This window comes from Enterobacter sp. 120016 (assembly GCF_018383635.1).
In the GTDB taxonomy this organism is placed as follows: Bacteria; Pseudomonadota; Gammaproteobacteria; order Enterobacterales; family Enterobacteriaceae; genus Enterobacter; species Enterobacter asburiae_D.
In genome coordinates this window covers 85,483-102,757 of sequence record NZ_JAHAWC010000012.1, presented here as the reverse complement: position 1 = coordinate 102,757, position 17,275 = coordinate 85,483, and the positions used below count along the sequence as shown (strand labels likewise).

17 protein-coding genes are annotated in these 17,275 nt (G+C 57.5%); 14 read left to right on the top strand and 3 right to left on the bottom strand.

The genetic code is table 11. From position 1 onward, the window contains the following. Nucleotides 1-28 precede the first annotated feature (28 nt). Nucleotides 29-310, bottom strand: coding sequence for a DUF1145 family protein (locus KIF87_RS16895; protein WP_010436509.1), 282 nt, complete (start codon nucleotides 308-310; stop codon nucleotides 29-31). Further along, the gene (rsmD, locus tag KIF87_RS16890; RefSeq protein WP_213329704.1) at nucleotides 294-896 is read right to left on the bottom strand and encodes a 16S rRNA (guanine(966)-N(2))-methyltransferase; all 603 of its coding nucleotides are present in this window, start codon (nucleotides 894-896) and stop codon (nucleotides 294-296) included. Before rsmD ends, KIF87_RS16895 begins: the two co-directional genes overlap by 17 nt. 127 nt (nucleotides 897-1,023) lie before the next feature. On the opposite strand from rsmD, the gene ftsY reads away from it, so the two are divergent. The 6 genes from ftsY (at nucleotide 1,024) to livJ (ending at nucleotide 8,009) form a co-directional block, all read left to right on the top strand. After that, on the top strand, nucleotides 1,024-2,484 hold the full coding sequence (ftsY, locus tag KIF87_RS16885) for a signal recognition particle-docking protein FtsY (protein WP_213329702.1): 1,461 nt from the start codon (nucleotides 1,024-1,026) through the stop codon (nucleotides 2,482-2,484). Between the two features lie 2 nt (nucleotides 2,485-2,486). Further along, nucleotides 2,487-3,158 carry a cell division ATP-binding protein FtsE gene (gene ftsE / locus KIF87_RS16880; RefSeq protein WP_023310016.1) on the top strand — a complete coding sequence of 224 codons (672 nt, stop codon included), beginning with the start codon at nucleotides 2,487-2,489 and terminating at the stop codon, nucleotides 3,156-3,158. Next, the gene (gene ftsX, locus KIF87_RS16875) at nucleotides 3,145-4,200 is read left to right on the top strand and encodes a permease-like cell division protein FtsX (protein ID WP_029741817.1); all 1,056 of its coding nucleotides are present in this window, start codon (nucleotides 3,145-3,147) and stop codon (nucleotides 4,198-4,200) included. Before ftsE ends, ftsX begins: the two co-directional genes overlap by 14 nt. A 251-nt stretch (nucleotides 4,201-4,451) precedes the next feature. Next, nucleotides 4,452-5,309: an RNA polymerase sigma factor RpoH gene (gene rpoH, locus KIF87_RS16870; protein WP_024906692.1), complete on the top strand. Its 858-nt coding sequence runs from the start codon at nucleotides 4,452-4,454 to the stop codon at nucleotides 5,307-5,309. Between the two features lie 136 nt (nucleotides 5,310-5,445). Then, a complete protein-coding gene (locus KIF87_RS16865; RefSeq protein ID WP_023334144.1) occupies nucleotides 5,446-6,711 on the top strand; it encodes a 4-aminobutyrate--2-oxoglutarate transaminase in 1,266 nt (421 codons plus the stop codon). A 197-nt stretch (nucleotides 6,712-6,908) separates the two neighbouring features. Beyond that, nucleotides 6,909-8,009 carry a branched chain amino acid ABC transporter substrate-binding protein LivJ gene (gene livJ / locus KIF87_RS16860; protein WP_072163886.1) on the top strand — a complete coding sequence of 367 codons (1,101 nt, stop codon included), beginning with the start codon at nucleotides 6,909-6,911 and terminating at the stop codon, nucleotides 8,007-8,009. A 109-nt stretch (nucleotides 8,010-8,118) separates the two neighbouring features. On the opposite strand, the gene panM is transcribed toward livJ, so the two are convergent. Beyond that, nucleotides 8,119-8,508 carry an aspartate 1-decarboxylase autocleavage activator PanM gene (panM, locus tag KIF87_RS16855; protein WP_121426223.1) on the bottom strand — a complete coding sequence of 130 codons (390 nt, stop codon included), beginning with the start codon at nucleotides 8,506-8,508 and terminating at the stop codon, nucleotides 8,119-8,121. A 424-nt stretch (nucleotides 8,509-8,932) separates the two neighbouring features. Here panM and livK point away from each other — a divergent pair, with 424 nt between their 5' ends. From livK to ugpE, 8 genes are all read left to right on the top strand, one after another. Beyond that, on the top strand, nucleotides 8,933-10,042 hold the full coding sequence (gene livK / locus KIF87_RS16850; RefSeq protein WP_213329700.1) for a high-affinity branched-chain amino acid ABC transporter substrate-binding protein LivK: 1,110 nt from the start codon (nucleotides 8,933-8,935) through the stop codon (nucleotides 10,040-10,042). 46 nt (nucleotides 10,043-10,088) lie between these two features. After that, a complete protein-coding gene (gene livH, locus KIF87_RS16845) occupies nucleotides 10,089-11,015 on the top strand; it encodes a high-affinity branched-chain amino acid ABC transporter permease LivH (protein ID WP_047646901.1) in 927 nt (308 codons plus the stop codon). Then, complete coding sequence (gene livM, locus KIF87_RS16840; protein WP_047345614.1) at nucleotides 11,012-12,289, top strand: branched chain amino acid ABC transporter permease LivM; 1,278 nt, start codon at nucleotides 11,012-11,014, stop codon at nucleotides 12,287-12,289. Before livH ends, livM begins: the two co-directional genes overlap by 4 nt. Then, nucleotides 12,286-13,053, top strand: coding sequence for a high-affinity branched-chain amino acid ABC transporter ATP-binding protein LivG (gene livG / locus KIF87_RS16835; RefSeq protein WP_023310024.1), 768 nt, complete (start codon nucleotides 12,286-12,288; stop codon nucleotides 13,051-13,053). Before livM ends, livG begins: the two co-directional genes overlap by 4 nt. Before the next feature lies 1 nt (nucleotide 13,054). Next, entirely contained in the window at nucleotides 13,055-13,768 is a 714-nt protein-coding gene (gene livF / locus KIF87_RS16830; protein ID WP_008500102.1) for a high-affinity branched-chain amino acid ABC transporter ATP-binding protein LivF, read from the top strand. 357 nt (nucleotides 13,769-14,125) lie between these two features. Then, nucleotides 14,126-15,442 carry a sn-glycerol-3-phosphate ABC transporter substrate-binding protein UgpB gene (ugpB, locus tag KIF87_RS16825; protein WP_213329698.1) on the top strand — a complete coding sequence of 439 codons (1,317 nt, stop codon included), beginning with the start codon at nucleotides 14,126-14,128 and terminating at the stop codon, nucleotides 15,440-15,442. Between the two features lie 102 nt (nucleotides 15,443-15,544). Continuing rightward, complete coding sequence (ugpA, locus tag KIF87_RS16820) at nucleotides 15,545-16,432, top strand: sn-glycerol-3-phosphate ABC transporter permease UgpA (RefSeq protein ID WP_023310026.1); 888 nt, start codon at nucleotides 15,545-15,547, stop codon at nucleotides 16,430-16,432. Then, on the top strand, nucleotides 16,429-17,274 hold the full coding sequence (ugpE, locus tag KIF87_RS16815; protein ID WP_028015153.1) for a sn-glycerol-3-phosphate ABC transporter permease UgpE: 846 nt from the start codon (nucleotides 16,429-16,431) through the stop codon (nucleotides 17,272-17,274). Before ugpA ends, ugpE begins: the two co-directional genes overlap by 4 nt. Nucleotide 17,275 lies beyond the last annotated feature (1 nt).

The window sequence follows — 17,275 nt, the reverse complement described above, 5'->3', positions numbered from 1 at the left end:
GGTTAGGGTGAGGGCATCAGGCCGCACCTTACTTCTTCACCTGCGCCTTAAACTTTTTCATCCACACCAGCAGCTCAAACACGCCGAAAATAAACACGCGCAGCTGCTGCCAGCCCGTCATCTGCGGGCCGTCTTTCGGCAGGCCGTTTTTCAGCATCACCATCTGCAGGGCGTGCATAAACGACGTGAAAATCAGCGCCACGTTAACGAAAATGTTCATCGGGCGCGGGAACGGGTGCACCAGATTCAGAATCAAGAACGCCCAGACGCCCAGCATCAGCAAACGTCCCAGGTTAATCAGTACCGGCATTGGATCCTCCTTGTGCCTGACGGTGATACAGACGATAAGCAACCTGACCCGCGACTTTTTCACGGTGCAGATCCCAGTGAGTGGGAACCGGCGGCAAACCGTTTTCCACTTCGCTTTCAACGTAAATTAGCGCGTCATCCGCCAGCCAGCCATTTTGCTCCAGCAGGGATAGCGTCTCTTCCAGCAGCCCCTTGCGGAACGGCGGGTCGACAAATACCACGTTATGTGGCGTGCCTTTCTGCGCAAGAAAACTCAGCGTGTTAGTGTTCACGACTTTGGCGTTGCCCGCCTTCAGCGTCGCCAGATTTTGCTGCAGCGTCTGCGCCACGCCGCGCTCCATCTCCAGCAGCGTGGCGCTGGCGGCATAGCGCGACAGCGCTTCCAGCCCGAGCGCGCCGCTTCCGGCGAAGCAGTCCAGGCAGTGGGCGTCTACCATTGACGGGGCCAGCCAGTTAAACAGCGTCTCGCGCACGCGGTCGGTAGTAGGGCGTAAACCGGGGCTGTCCGGCACCGGTAATTTCCGGCCTCGCCACTGACCGCCGATAATACGAATTTGACCGGCCGGGGCGCGGTTGGGTTTCTTCATCTCAGGAAAGCTCTGTTAACAATTGGCCTGCGATTGCGGGCGGTGATGTCAATTAAGTAAAGTGTTAGACTATTTCATCATTTTTTTAGCTTCCATGTATATAGCGCCGCGAGGAGTGTAGTCGCAGATGGCAAAACAAAAAAAACGTGGCTTCTTTTCCTGGCTGGGCTTCGGTGAAAAAGAGCAAGAAACAGAACAGAAAACCGAAGAGCAACAAGCCGTTGAAGAGCAGTCGCAGCCTGAAACGCCTGTAGAAACCGCCGCGGTAGTCGAAGCGGAAGAAACGGCGCACAGCAAAGAAGAGATTGAATCCTTTGCAGAAGAGGTGGTTGAGGTCACTGAACAGGTTCAGGAGAGCGAGAAGCCAGAGCCGGTTGTCATTGAGACCGTTGCCGAAGCGCCGCAGGCCGTAATCGAGCACGAAGAGCTGCCGCTGCCGGAAGAGGTGAAAGTCGAAGAGGTGTCTGCCGAAGAGTGGCAGGCCGAAGCGGAAACCGTTGAAATTGTTGAGGCGGTGGAAGAAGAGGCGGCACTCGAGCCTGAACTGACCGACGAAGAGCTGGAAGCCCAGGCGCTGGCGGCGGAAGCGGCTGAAGAAGCGGTCATCGTCGTGCCGGTGGAGGAAGAACCGGAAGAAGAGATCGTTCAGGAGCAGGAAAAACCGACCAAAGAAGGTTTCTTCGCACGCCTGAAGCGCAGCCTGCTCAAAACCAAAGAAAACTTAGGTTCCGGATTTATCAGTCTGTTCCGCGGCAAGAAGATCGACGACGATCTGTTTGAAGAGCTGGAAGAACAGCTGCTGATTGCGGACGTCGGGGTGGAAACCACCCGTAAGATCATCGCCAACCTGACCGAAGGTGCGAGCCGCAAACAGCTGCGCGACGCCGAGGCGCTGTACGGTCTGCTGAAGGACGAGATGGGCGAAATTCTCGCAAAAGTTGACGAACCGCTTAATATTGAAGGCAAAACGCCATTTGTTATTCTGATGGTTGGCGTGAACGGCGTGGGTAAAACCACCACCATCGGCAAGCTGGCGCGTCAGTTCGAGCAGCAGGGCAAATCGGTGATGCTGGCGGCGGGCGATACCTTCCGTGCGGCAGCGGTTGAGCAGCTGCAGGTCTGGGGCCAGCGCAACAACATTCCGGTGATTGCCCAGCATACCGGCGCGGATTCCGCGTCCGTGATCTTTGACGCCATCCAGGCGGCGAAGGCGCGCAACGTGGACGTGCTGATTGCCGATACCGCAGGGCGTTTGCAGAACAAATCGCACCTGATGGAAGAGTTGAAGAAAATCGTTCGCGTCATGAAGAAGCTGGACGAAGACGCACCGCATGAAATTATGCTGACCATTGATGCCAGCACCGGACAGAACGCCATCAGTCAGGCGAAGCTGTTCAATGAAGCGGTAGGACTGACGGGGATCGCACTGACCAAACTGGACGGCACCGCGAAAGGCGGGGTGATCTTCTCCGTGGCCGATCAGTTCGGCATTCCTATCCGCTACATCGGTGTGGGCGAGCGTATTGAGGATTTGCGTCCGTTTAAAGCGGACGACTTTATTGAGGCATTATTTGCCCGAGAGGACTAACAATGATTCGCTTTGAACACGTCAGCAAGGCCTATCTCGGTGGGAGACAAGCGCTGCAGGGGGTGACATTCCACCTGCAGCCGGGCGAGATGGCATTCCTGACCGGCCATTCCGGCGCGGGGAAAAGTACCCTGCTCAAGCTTATCTGTGGGATCGAGCGGCCAAGCGCCGGGAAAATCTTTTTCGGCGGCCATGAGATCAGCCGCCTGAAAAACCGCGAAGTGCCGTTCCTGCGTCGTCAGATCGGCATGATTTTCCAGGATCACCACCTGCTGATGGATCGCACCGTTTTCGATAACGTGGCCATTCCGCTGATTATTGCCGGCGCCAGCTATGACGATATCCGCCGTCGCGTCTCTGCGGCGCTGGATAAGGTCGGGCTGCTGGACAAAGCGAAGAATTTCCCGATCCAGCTTTCCGGCGGTGAACAGCAGCGCGTGGGCATCGCCCGTGCGGTGGTGAACAAGCCTGCCGTACTGCTGGCGGATGAACCAACCGGTAACCTGGACGATGCCCTGTCCGAAGGGATTTTGCGTCTGTTTGAGGAATTCAACCGCGTAGGGGTCACGGTATTGATGGCGACGCACGACATCGGGCTCATTTCCCGTCGTTCGTACCGCATGCTGACCCTGAGCGACGGGCATTTGCACGGAGGCCACGGTGAACAAGCGTGATGCAATGAACCAGATTCGGCAGTTCGGGAACCGGTTTGACCGTTTCCGTAAGCCGCAGGGCGGTGGTGACGGCAATCGTAATGCGCCGAAGCGCCAGAAGGCCGCGCCAAAACCGGCCTCCCGTAAAACCAACGTGTTTAACGAGCAGGTACGCTACGCCTTCCACGGCGCGCTGCAGGACCTGAAAAGCAAACCGCTGGCGACGTTCCTGACGGTGATGGTGATTGCCATCTCCCTGACGCTGCCAAGCGTCTGCTATATGGTCTATAAAAACGTCAACCAGGCGGCTTCGCAGTATTATCCGTCGCCGCAGATCACGGTCTATATGGATAAAGCGCTCGACGATAACGCCGCGGCGCAGGTGGTTGGGCAAATCCAGGCCGAGCAGGGCGTGGAGAAGGTCAACTATCTCTCACGTGAAGACGCGCTGGGCGAATTCCGTAACTGGTCTGGCTTTGGCGGCGCGCTGGATATGCTCGAAGAGAACCCGCTGCCCGCCGTGGCGGTGGTGATCCCGAAGCTGGATTTCCAGGGGACCGATTCGCTTAACACCCTGCGCGATCGCATCACGCGCATTAAGGGCATTGATGAAGTGCGCATGGACGACAGCTGGTTCGCGCGCCTTGCTGCCCTTACCGGGCTGGTAGGACGCGTCGCTGCGATGATTGGCGTGCTGATGGTGGCGGCGGTCTTCCTCGTCATTGGTAACAGCGTACGCCTGAGCATCTTTGCCCGTCGCGATACCATCAACGTGCAGAAACTGATTGGTGCGACGGATGGCTTCATCCTCCGACCGTTCCTTTACGGCGGCGCATTGCTCGGTTTTTCCGGCGCATTTCTTTCACTGATATTGTCAGAAATTTTGGTGATGCGGCTTTCGTCTGCCGTGACTGAAGTGGCGCAGGTTTTCGGAACGAAGTTTGATATCAGCGGCTTAGGGTTCGATGAGTGCCTGTTACTGCTGCTGGTTTGCTCGATGATTGGGTGGGTGGCAGCCTGGCTGGCAACCGTTCAACATTTACGTCACTTTACTCCCGACTAATAAAAGCGTGATATAATCTTTCCCTGCACCGAGATGTTCGCTCTGCAGGGAAAGCGTCCCTGTTGTCGCTCCCCCTGTTATCATTTCCATGTCACATTTTGTGCGTAATTTATTCACCGTTGCACCTGGAACTTGTGGATAAAATCACTGTCTGATAAAAGAGTGAATGCTAATCTCGTTGCTCAAACGCTTTGGCATGGTTGTTGCCTGACGGGGACGACCTGGACCAGAAGAAACATTGAGAGGAATGAATGACCAAAGAAATGCAAACTTTAGCTTTAGCCCCTGTTGGTAACCTGGAATCTTATATCCGGGCTGCGAACACCTGGCCGATGTTAACGGCCGAGGAAGAAAAGGAGCTTGCTGAAAAGCTGCATTACCAGGGCGATCTGGAAGCAGCTAAGACGCTGATCCTGTCTCACCTGCGCTTTGTTGTTCACGTTGCTCGTAATTATGCGGGCTACGGCCTGCCGCAGGCGGACTTGATTCAGGAAGGTAACATCGGTCTGATGAAGGCTGTACGTCGCTTCAACCCGGAAGTGGGTGTACGACTGGTCTCCTTCGCCGTGCACTGGATCAAAGCAGAAATTCACGAATACGTACTGCGCAACTGGCGTATCGTGAAAGTCGCCACGACAAAAGCGCAGCGCAAGCTGTTCTTTAACCTGCGTAAAACCAAGCAGCGTCTGGGCTGGTTCAACCAGGATGAAGTGGAAATGGTGGCGCGCGAGCTGGGCGTAACCAGCAAAGACGTGCGTGAGATGGAATCCCGTATGGCCGCGCAGGACATGACCTTTGATATGTCCTCCGACGACGACGCATCTGACAGCCAGCCGATGGCACCGGTTCTGTATCTGCAGGATAAAACCTCTAACTTTGCTGATGGCATCGAAGAGGATAACTGGGAAGATCAGGCCGCGAACAAGCTGACCCATGCGATGGAAGGCCTCGACGAACGTAGCCAGGATATTATCCGCGCCCGCTGGCTGGACGAAGACAACAAGTCCACGCTGCAGGAGCTGGCCGACCGCTACGGCGTTTCTGCGGAACGTGTCCGTCAGCTTGAAAAGAACGCCATGAAAAAACTTCGCGCCGCTATCGAAGCGTAATTTCCGCGAAGTACACCGAGAACCCTCGAATGCAAATTCGGGGGTTTTGTTTTTTTAGCGCCCGCTCTGGCGAATTCCCTCCCCCTGGCAAACACTTACTGATGCGCTAAGCAGGCGACTTTCTCAGGGGGACAGGGTGAAAAATAACGAACTGAACGACCGGCGTTTACAGGCGACGCCGCGCGGCATCGGCGTGATGTGTAACTTCTATGCCGATAAAGCTGAAAACGCCACGGTGTGGGACGTGGAAGGCAACGAGTACATCGACTTCGCCGCCGGGATCGCGGTGCTGAATACCGGCCATCGCCATCCAAAAGTCATTTCCGCCATTGAAAAGCAACTCCATGCGTTTACCCATACGGCGTACCAGATCGTGCCGTACGAAAGCTATGTCGCGCTTGCAGAGCGCATCAACCAGCGCGTGCCCGTTGACGGTCCGGCTAAAACGGCGTTCTTCTCCACGGGAGCTGAGGCGGTCGAAAACGCGGTCAAAATTGCCCGGGCGTACACCAAACGTCCCGGCCTTATTACCTTTGGCGGCGCGTTCCACGGGCGCACCTTTATGACCATGGCGCTGACCGGCAAAGTTGCGCCGTACAAGCTCGGCTTTGGCCCGTTCCCCGGATCGGTGTATCACGCGCAGTATCCGAATGAACTGCACGGCGTCAGCACGGCGGAAGCGTTGAAAAGCCTGGAACGCATCTTTAAAGCGGACATCGCCCCCGACCAGGTCGCGGCCATTATTCTCGAACCGGTTCAGGGAGAGGGCGGTTTCAACATTGCGCCAGCTGATTTTATGCAGGCGCTGCGCGCCCTGTGCGACACCCACGGTATTTTGCTGATTGCCGACGAGGTACAAAGCGGCTTTGCCCGTACCGGCAAGCTGTTCTCGATGGAACACCACTGCGTGAAGCCCGATCTGATCACCATGGCGAAAAGCCTGGCGGGCGGAATGCCGCTTTCTGCGGTGTCGGGCCGTGCGGAGGTGATGGACGCACCCGCGCCGGGCGGGCTGGGCGGTACCTACGCCGGAAACCCGCTGGCGATTGCGGCGGCGCATGCCGTGCTCGACGTGATTGATGAAGAGGATCTCTGCACGCGCTCGGCGCATCTTGGCCATCACCTGGTGGAAGTGCTGAACAAGGCGAAGGAACACTGCCCGTATATCGCTGACATTCGCGCGCAGGGCTCGATGGTGGCCGTGGAGTTTAACGACCCGCAAACGGGTCAGCCTTCGCCGGAATTTACCCGCCAGGTCCAGGATCGCGCGTTGCAGGAAGGGCTGCTTCTTCTGAGCTGCGGCGTCTACGGCAACGTCATTCGCTTCCTCTATCCGCTGACTATCCCTGAAGCGCAGTTCCGTAAAGCGCTGGACATTATCTCCGCGTCGCTGACACGTTAAAGCCACATGCCCGGCGAAAATCCCAGCCGGGCCTGGCATATATTCATTTCAAATTAGCTATTCCAAAATCATAAAAATCGGGTATGTTTTAGCAGAGTATGCTGAAAAAGCGCGGACAGCACACCTATAAATGACATAAAGCGCTGCACAACAACATCACAACAATCGTAATAACCATAATAATGGGGAATCTCAGGATGAACATGAAGGGTAAAGCGTTACTGGCAGGATGTATCGCGTTGGCATTCAGCACCATGGCACAGGCAGACATCAAGGTGGCTGTTGTTGGCGCAATGTCCGGTCCGGTAGCACAGTACGGCGACCAGGAATTTACCGGCGCTGAGCAGGCGGTTGCAGACATTAATGCTAAGGGCGGTATTAAAGGCGAAAAACTGCAGATCGTAAAATATGATGATGCCTGTGACCCGAAACAAGCGGTCGCGGTCGCGAACAAAGTGGTGAACGACGGGATCAAATACGTTATCGGTCACCTGTGCTCTTCCTCTACTCAGCCAGCGTCTGACATTTACGAAGACGAAGGTATTCTGATGATCACCCCGGCGGCGACCGCACCAGAGCTGACCGCGCGCGGCTACAAGCTGACCCTGCGCACCACCGGCCTGGACTCTGACCAGGGCCCAACCGCAGCGAAATACATCGTTGAAAAAGTGAAACCGAAGCGCATCGCTATCGTTCACGACAAGCAGCAGTACGGTGAAGGTCTGGCGCGTTCAGTGCAGGACAACCTCAAGAAAGCCAATGCTGACGTGGTGTTCTTCGACGGGATCACCGCCGGTGAGAAAGACTTCTCCACCCTGGTGGCGCGTCTGAAGAAAGAGAATATTGATTTCGTTTACTACGGTGGCTACCACCCGGAAATGGGCCAGATCCTGCGCCAGGCGCGCGCTGCGGGCCTGAAAACCCAGTTTATGGGCCCGGAAGGCGTGGCGAACGTGTCCCTGTCTAACATTGCGGGTGAATCAGCGGAAGGCCTGCTGGTGACCAAGCCGAAGAACTACGACCAGGTCCCTGCGAACAAACCTATCGTGGATGCCATCAAGGCGAAGAAACAGGATCCAAGCGGCGCGTTCGTCTGGACCACCTACGCGGCGCTGCAGTCTCTGCAGGCGGGCCTGAACCAGTCAGCCGACCCGGCTGAGATTGCCACCTGGTTGAAAGCGAATACCGTCGAGACCGTCATGGGGCCACTTTCCTGGGATGCGAAGGGCGACCTGAAGGGCTTCGAGTTCGGCGTGTTTGACTGGCATGCTAACGGCACGGCGACAGACGCCAAATAAAAGCAAAAAGGCAACGTAAGTTGCCTTTTTTAATGTGTTCTCCCTCTCCCCGTGGGAGAGGGCCGGGGTGAGGGCATCAGGCCGCACCGCACGCATCAGGCCGCACAAATCAATCCTGGCGCTTCTCCCACCCGCTCTCCTGTGCCGTAAACCCTAACGCCTGCATAAACGCCGCCATCACGCCGCGGTCTTCCACGCCCACATCGGCCATCCACCATGAGGTCACGCTCGGGTTTTCACGGATCACTTCTTCAATTAAATACTGTCCCACACCGCGACGACGGGTGACGTCACGTACGCGCAGCGAGTCCAGCGCCCCTTCTGTACCGCTCAGGGTGACGCGTACCGCAGCCAGCAGGCGCTCGTTAAAACGCGCGGCATAAATACGGTGGGTCTCATCAACGCGCAGAGACGAAGGGGAATATTCCGGCCAGATCTTGCCCAGGTCGATATGATCCTGGTCGCTAAAGGTCACCAGACGCACGATAGTCAGTTTCATTAGCTACTTGTCCAAATCAGATTGAGTAGGGGCAGTGTACTCAATTTATTCACTCAGCGGCTTCCTCTTTTTATTCTCATTAACCAGGTGATTAGTTTTTTGGCAACGCGATGGGCAGTTTGAAAACACATGGATCGAAAAATAAGCAGAATTTTAACCTGAAGGGTAGTGATTTATTCGGCGCTTTGTACCGTTATTTTATGCTGCAAACTGCACTTTTATTTGTTTATCTCTGCCTGATTTCAGAATATTATCTTTGCTTAATCGCCTGAAAAATAGAGATTTTAGTCTGGTTTTTGACAAAAACCTGCGCTAAACCATTAAAGGCACTGGTAAAAATAGCGTTGTTCATTAAAAGTACAGAATGCTTTTTAACCATAATAAAACAAAATATAAACACGACATCACGAATGGGGATTCAGAGATGAAAAGGAACGCGAAGACGTTAATCGCGGGGATGGTCGCACTGTCGATCTCGCATGCCGCTATGGCGGAGGACATTAAAGTTGCGGTCGTGGGTGCGATGTCCGGCCCTGTTGCCCAGTGGGGTGACATGGAGTTCAACGGCGCGCGCCAGGCCATTAAAGACATCAACGCCAAGGGCGGCATCAAGGGCGACAAGCTGGTGGGCGTGGAATATGACGACGCCTGCGATCCAAAACAGGCCGTCGCGGTCGCCAACAAAATCGTCAACGACGGTATCCAGTATGTGATCGGCCACCTGTGTTCATCCTCCACCCAGCCCGCGTCTGATATCTACGAAGACGAAGGCATCCTGATGATCACCCCAGGCGCAACGAATCCGGAACTGACCCAGCGCGGCTATCAGCACATCATGCGTACCGCCGGTCTGGACTCCTCGCAGGGCCCCACCGCCGCCAAATACATCCTCGAGACCGTTAAGCCACAGCGCATTGCCATTATTCACGACAAACAGCAGTACGGCGAAGGTCTGGCGCGCTCCGTACAGGACGGCCTGAAAAAAGGCGGCGCGGACATCGTCTTCTTCGACGGCATTACCGCAGGCGAGAAAGACTTCTCCGCGCTGATCGCCCGTCTGCAAAAAGAGAACATCGACTTCGTTTACTACGGCGGCTACTACCCGGAGATGGGCCAGATGCTGCGTCAGGCGCGCGCCACCGGCCTGAAAACCCAGTTTATGGGGCCAGAGGGCGTGGGCAATGCCTCCCTGTCAAACATCGCGGGGGATTCTGCTGAAGGCATGCTGGTGACGATGCCAAAACGCTATGACCAGGATCCGGCCAACAAGGCTATTGTGGATGCGCTCAAGGCGCAGAAGAAAGATCCGAGCGGTCCGTACGTCTGGATCACCTATGCGGCCGTACAGTCTCTGGCCACCGCGCTGGATCGCTCCGGCAGCAAAGAGCCGCTGGATCTGGTGAAAGATTTAAAAGCACACGGGGCGAACACCGTGATTGGGCCGCTGAACTGGGATGAGAAAGGCGATCTGAAGGGATTTGAGTTTGGTGTCTTTAAGTGGCACGCCGACGGTTCGTCCTCGGCCGCCAAATAATTATCCCACCGCCCGGCATGACGGGCGGGTATAAAAAGGTTTGCATATGTCCGAGCAGTTTCTCTATTTCCTGCAGCAGATGTTTAACGGCGTTACGCTGGGAAGCACCTACGCGCTGATCGCCATCGGCTATACGATGGTTTACGGCATTATCGGCATGATCAACTTCGCCCACGGCGAGGTGTACATGATCGGTAGCTACGTCTCCTTCATGATTATCGCCGCCCTGATGATGATGGGCATCGACAGCAGCTGGCTGCTGGTCGCCGCCGGGTTTGTCGGCGCGATTGTGATAGCCAGCGCCTACGGCTGGAGCATTGAGCGCGTGGCCTACCGGCCGGTGCGCAGCTCCAAGCGTCTGATTGCGCTGATTTCCGCGATCGGGATGTCGATCTTCCTGCAAAACTACGTCAGCCTGACCGAAGGCTCGCGCGACGTGGCGCTGCCAAGCCTGTTTAACGGCCAGTGGATTGTGGGGGCCAGCGAAAACTTCGCGGCCACTATCACCACCATGCAGCTGGTTATCTGGGTCGTGACCTTTATTGCGATGCTCGCCCTGACGCTGTTCATCCGCTACTCGCGTATGGGACGCGCCTGCCGCGCCTGCGCAGAAGACCTGAAGATGGCGAGTCTCCTCGGCATCAACACCGACCGCGTGATTGCCCTGACCTTCGTGATTGGCGCAGCGATGGCGGCGGTGGCGGGTGTCCTGCTCGGCCAGTTCTACGGCGTGATCAACCCGTACATCGGCTTTATGGCCGGGATGAAAGCCTTCACCGCGGCGGTTCTGGGCGGTATCGGCAGTATTCCGGGCGCGATGATCGGCGGCCTGATCCTGGGCGTGGCGGAAGCGCTCTCCTCGGCGTACCTGAGCACGGAATATAAAGACGTGGTGTCGTTTGCCCTGCTGATTCTGGTTCTGCTGGTGATGCCTACCGGTATTCTGGGCCGTCCGGAGGTAGAGAAAGTATGAAACCGATGCATTTTGCAATGGCGCTGCTCTCTGCCGCCATGTTCTTCGTGCTGGCGGGCGTCTTTATGGGCGTCCAGTTAGGTCTGGACGGCACGAAACTGGTGGTGGATACCGCCCCCGACATCCGCTGGCAGTGGGTGTTTATCGGCACGGCCGTGGTGTTCCTGTTCCAGCTGCTGCGTCCGCTGTTCCAGAAAACGCTGAAAAACGTCTCCGGGCCGAAATTCGTCCTGCCGGCAATCGACGGCTCTACCGTTAAGCAGAAGCTGTTCCTCGTGGCGCTGCTGGTGGCCGCCGTGGCGTGGCCGTTTGTGGTGTCTCGCGGCACCGTGGATATCGCCACTCTGACCATGATCTACGTGATTCTCGGCCTCGGTCTGAACGTGGTGGTGGGGCTCTCTGGCCTGCTGGTGCTGGGCTACGGTGGCTTCTACGCCATCGGTGCCTACACCTTCGCGCTGCTGAACCACTATTACGGTCTCGGCTTCTGGACCTGCCTGCCGCTGGCGGGGCTGGTTTCTGCCGCGGCGGGCTTCCTGCTTGGCTTCCCGGTGCTGCGCCTGCGCGGTGACTACCTGGCGATTGTGACCTTAGGCTTCGGCGAAATCGTCCGTATCCTGCTGCTTAACAACACCGAAGTGACCGGCGGCCCGAACGGCATCAGCCAGATCCCGAAACCGACCTTCTTCGGCCTGGAGTTCAGCCGTACCGCCCGCGAAGGCGGCTGGGATACCTTCAGCAACTTCTTTGGCGTGAAGTATGACCCGTCCGACCGCGTGATTTGGCTCTATCTGGTGGCGCTGCTGCTGGTGGTGATTACCCTGTTCGTGATTAACCGCCTGCTGCGCATGCCGCTGGGCCGCGCGTGGGAAGCGCTGCGTGAAGATGAGATCGCCTGCCGCTCTCTTGGCCTGAACCCGACCCGCATCAAGCTGACCGCGTTCACCATCAGCGCCGCGTTTGCCGGTTTCGCCGGAACGCTGTTTGCCGCACGTCAGGGCTTCGTCAGCCCGGAATCGTTCACCTTTGCCGAATCCGCCTTCGTGCTGGCGATTGTGGTGCTCGGCGGGATGGGCTCGCAGTTCGCCGTTATCCTCGCGGCCATCCTGCTGGTGGTCTCGCGCGAGCTGATGCGCGACTTTAACGAATACAGCATGCTGATGCTGGGTGGTTTGATGGTGCTGATGATGATCTGGCGTCCGCAGGGTCTGCTCCCGATGACCCGTCCACAGCTGAAGCTGAAGAACGGGCAAGCGAAAGGAGAGCAGGCATGAGTCAGCCATTATTATCCGTTAACGGTCTGATGATGCGTTTTGGCGGCCTGTTGGCGGTCAACAATGTGAATCTGGATCTGCACAAGAAAGAGATTGTCTCCCTGATTGGCCCGAACGGCGCGGGAAAGACCACGGTCTTTAACTGTCTGACCGGTTTCTACAAGCCGACGGGCGGCACCATCATGCTGCGCGACCAGCATCTGGAAGGGCTGCCGGGCCAGCAGATTGCCCGCATGGGCGTGGTGCGTACCTTCCAGCACGTGCGTCTGTTCCGCGAAATGACGGTGATTGAGAACCTGCTGGTGGCACAGCATCAGCAGCTGAAAACCGGGCTGTTCTCCGGCCTGCTGAAAACCCCGGCCTTCCGCCGCGCGCAGGATGAAGCGCTTGACCGCGCCGCCACCTGGCTCGACCGAATTGGCCTGCTGCAGCACGCCAACCGTCAGGCGAGCAACCTGGCCTACGGCGACCAGCGTCGCCTGGAGATTGTGCGCTGCATGGTGACGCAGCCGGAAATCCTGATGCTCGACGAACCGGCGGCAGGGCTCAACCCGAAAGAGACCAAAGAGCTGGACGAGCTGATTGCCGAGCTGCGCGATAGTCACGACACCACCATCCTGCTGATTGAGCACGACATGAAGCTGGTGATGGGCATTTCTGACCGTATCTACGTGGTAAACCAGGGCACGCCGCTGGCAAACGGCACGCCGGAAGAGATCCGCAACAATCCGGACGTGATCCGCGCATACCTGGGTGAGGCATAAGATGGAAAAAGCGATGTTAACGTTCGACAAGGTCAACGCGCACTACGGCAAGATCCAGGCGCTGCACGACGTCAGCCTGCACATCAATCAGGGTGAAATCGTGACCCTGATTGGCGCCAACGGCGCGGGCAAAACCACGCTGCTCGGCACCCTGTGCGGCGACCCGCGCGCCACCAGCGGGCGGATTGTGTTCGATGGTAAAGACATTACCGACTGGCAGACCGCCAGAATCATGCGCGAGGCGGTGGCGATTGTTCCGGAAGGGCGCCGCGTCTTCTCCCGCATGACGGTGGAAGAGAACCTGGCGATGGGCGGTTTCTTCGCTCACCGCGATGAATACCAGACCCGAATTAAGTGGGTATATGAACTCTTCCCGCGCCTGTGGGAGCGCCGCATCCAGCGTGCGGGCACCATGTCCGGCGGTGAGCAGCAGATGCTGGCGATTGGCCGCGCGCTGATGAGCCAGCCGCGCCTGCTGCTGCTGGACGAGCCGTCGCTCGGCCTTGCGCCGATCATCATTCAGCAGATCTTCGACACGATTGAGCAGCTGCGTAAAGAGGGGATGACCATCTTCCTCGTCGAGCAGAACGCCAACCAGGCGCTGAAGCTCGCTGACCGCGGCTACGTGCTGGAGAACGGCCGCGTGGTGCTGGAGGATACCGGCGACGCGCTGCTGGCGAACGAAGCGGTGCGGAGCGCGTATTTGGGCGGCTGAGCCGTCTGTATCGCCCGGTGGCGCTGCGCTTACCGGGCCTACATGCTTTTCTCCCTCTCCCCGTGGGAGAGGGGCGGGGTGAGGGCACCAGACCGCACGAGGTAAAAGCAAAAGGCAACGCAAGTTGCCTTTTTTAGTGTTTGCTCCCTCTCCCTGTGGGAGAGGGCTGGGGTGAGGGCACCAGACCGCACCTAAACCACACCCCCAACCCCCTTCACACAACCATCATCCCCCTGACGCCTGGCTGTCATTTATCTGTAAACAAACAGTTATTTTTCTGTAATTCGAGCATGTCATGTTACCTCGCGAGCATAAAACGCGTGATATCGCGCATCCGGCACAATAAGAGAGATGACAATGACATCGTTACGACACACAGCTTTGGGTCTGGCACTGGGTCTGGCTTTTGCGACGAACGCAATGGCTGTCACCACCATTCCGTTCTGGCATTCAATGGAAGGGGAGTTGGGTAAAGAAGTTGACTCCCTGGCGCAGCGTTTCAACGACACCCACCCGGATTACAAAATTGTGCCGGTGTACAAAGGCAACTACGAGCAGAGCCTGAGCGCGGGCATCGCCGCCTTCCGTACCGGCAACGCGCCGGCCCTGTTACAGGTTTATGAAGTGGGCACCGCCACCATGATGGCCTCCAAAGCCATCAAGCCGGTCTATGAAGTGTTCAAAGACGCGGGCATCAACTTCGACGAATCGCAGTTCGTGCCGACCGTCGCGGGTTACTACACGGATTCCAAAACCGGCCATCTGCTGTCCCAGCCGTTTAACAGCTCTACACCGGTGCTGTACTACAACAAAGACGCCTTCAAAAAAGCCGGTTTAGACCCGGAGCAGCCGCCAAAAACCTGGCAGGACCTGGCGGAGTACACCGCGAAGCTGAAGGCGGCGGGGATGAAGTGCGGCTACGCCAGCGGCTGGCAGGGCTGGATCCAGATTGAAAACTTCAGCGCCTGGCACGGCCTGCCGGTGGCGACCAAAAACAACGGCTTCGACGGCACCGATGCGGTACTGGAGTTCAACAAGCCGGAGCAGGTGAAGCACATCGCGCTGCTTGCCGATCTGAACAAGAAGGGCGACTTCAGCTACTTCGGGCGTAAAGACGAATCCACCGAGAAGTTCTACAACGGCGACTGCGCCATTACCACCGCCTCGTCCGGCTCGCTGGCGGATATCCGTCACTACGCCAAATTCAACTACGGCGTGGGCATGATGCCGTATGACGCTGACGTGAAGGGCGCGCCGCAGAACGCCATTATCGGCGGGGCGAGCCTGTGGGTCATGCAGGGTAAAGACAAGGGCACCTACAAAGGCGTAGCCGAGTTCCTCGACTTCCTGGCCAAGCCTGAAAACGCCGCCGAGTGGCACCAGAAGACCGGCTACCTGCCGATCACCAAAGCCGCGTACGACCTGACCCGCGAGCAGGGCTTCTACAGCAAGAACCCAGGGGCGGACATTGCGACGCGTCAGATGCTGAACAAGCCGCCGTTGCCGTTCACCAAGGGCCTGCGTCTGGGCAACATGCCGCAGATCCGCACCATCGTAGATGAAGAGCTGGAAAGCGTGTGGACCGGGAAGAAAACGCCACAGCAGGCGCTGGACTCTGCGGTAGAGCGCGGAAATCAGCTGCTGCGCCGCTTTGAGCAGTCGACCAAATCGTAAAAAAATGCCCGGTGACGCGTAGCGATCCGGGCCTACGACGTGCCCCATGTAGGCCGGGTAAGGCGTAGCCGCCACCCGGCATTGTTCAGGAACCAAATCTCAATGTCATCATCCCGTCCGGTGTTCCGTTCCCGCTGGCTGCCGTATCTGCTGGTCGCGCCGCAGCTGGTCATCACCGTTATTTTCTTTATCTGGCCTGCGGGCGAAGCGCTGTGGTACTCGGTACAAAGCGTCGATCCCTTTGGGCTGTCCAGCCAGTTTGTGGGCCTGGACAACTTCACCGCGCTGTTCCATGACAGCTACTACCTGGACTCCTTCTGGACGACGATGAAGTTCAGCGCGCTGGTGACCGTCAGCGGTCTGGTTGCCTCGCTGTTTTTCGCCGCGCTGGTGGACTACGTGGTGCGCGGCAGCCGTATTTATCAGACCCTGATGCTGCTGCCGTACGCCGTGGCTCCCGCCGTCGCCGCCGTGCTGTGGATATTCCTGTTTAACCCGGGGCGCGGATTGATTACCCATTTCCTGGCCGAACTGGGCTACGACTGGAACCATGCCCAGAACAGCGGTCAGGCGATGTTCCTGGTGGTGTTCGCCTCGGTGTGGAAGCAGATCAGCTACAACTTCCTGTTCTTCTTTGCCGCGCTGCAGTCCATTCCGCGCTCGCTGGTGGAAGCCGCGGCAATCGACGGCGCAGGGCCCATTCGTCGTTTCTTCAGACTGTCGCTGCCGCTGATCGCCCCGGTGAGTTTCTTCCTGCTGGTGGTTAACCTCGTGTACGCCTTCTTCGACACCTTCCCGGTGATCGACGCGGCGACCGCAGGCGGCCCGGTGCAGGCGACAACGACGCTTATCTATAAGATCTACCGCGAAGGCTTCGCCGGTCTGGATCTCTCTGCCTCTGCCGCACAGTCCGTCGTGCTGATGTTCCTCGTCATCATCCTCACGGTGGTGCAGTTCCGCTATGTCGAAAGTAAGGTGCGCTACCAATGATTGAGAACCGTCGCGGGCTGACGATTTTCAGCCATACCATGCTGATTTTAGGGATTATCGTCATCCTCTTCCCGCTGTACGTGGCGTTCGTCGCCGCCACGCTGGACACCAAAGCGGTGTTCGACACGCCGATGACGCTGATCCCAGGCGGGCATCTTTTCGAGAACATGAAGACCATCTGGACCCAGGGCGTGGGCGCCAACAGCGCGCCGTTCTGGCTGATGATGCTCAACAGCTTCATCATGGCGTTTGGCATTACGGTCGGCAAAATTACGGTGTCGATGCTTTCGGCCTTCGCTATCGTCTGGTTCCGCTTTCCGCTGCGTAACCTCTTCTTCTGGATGATTTTTATTACCCTGATGCTGCCGGTGGAAGTGCGTATCTTCCCGACGGTGGAGGTGATCGCCAACCTGAAGATGCTCGACAGCTATGCGGGCTTAACCCTGCCGCTGATGGCCTCGGCGACCGCCACCTTCCTGTTCCGTCAGTTCTTTATGACTCTGCCGGACGAGCTGATTGAAGCGGCGCGCATCGACGGCGCGTCGCCGATGCGCTTCTTCCGCGACATCGTGCTGCCGCTGTCGAAAACCAACCTTGCGGCGCTGTTTGTGATCACCTTTATCTACGGCTGGAACCAGTACCTGTGGCCGCTGCTGATTATTCAGGACGTCAACCTCGGCACCGCCGTGGCGGGCATCAAAGGCATGATCGCCACCGGCGAAGGCACCACCCTCTGGAACCAGGTGATGGCGGCAATGCTGCTCACCCTTATCCCACCCGTAGTCATTGTTTTAGCCATGCAGCGTGCGTTTGTCCGTGGCCTGGTCGATAGCGAGAAATAAG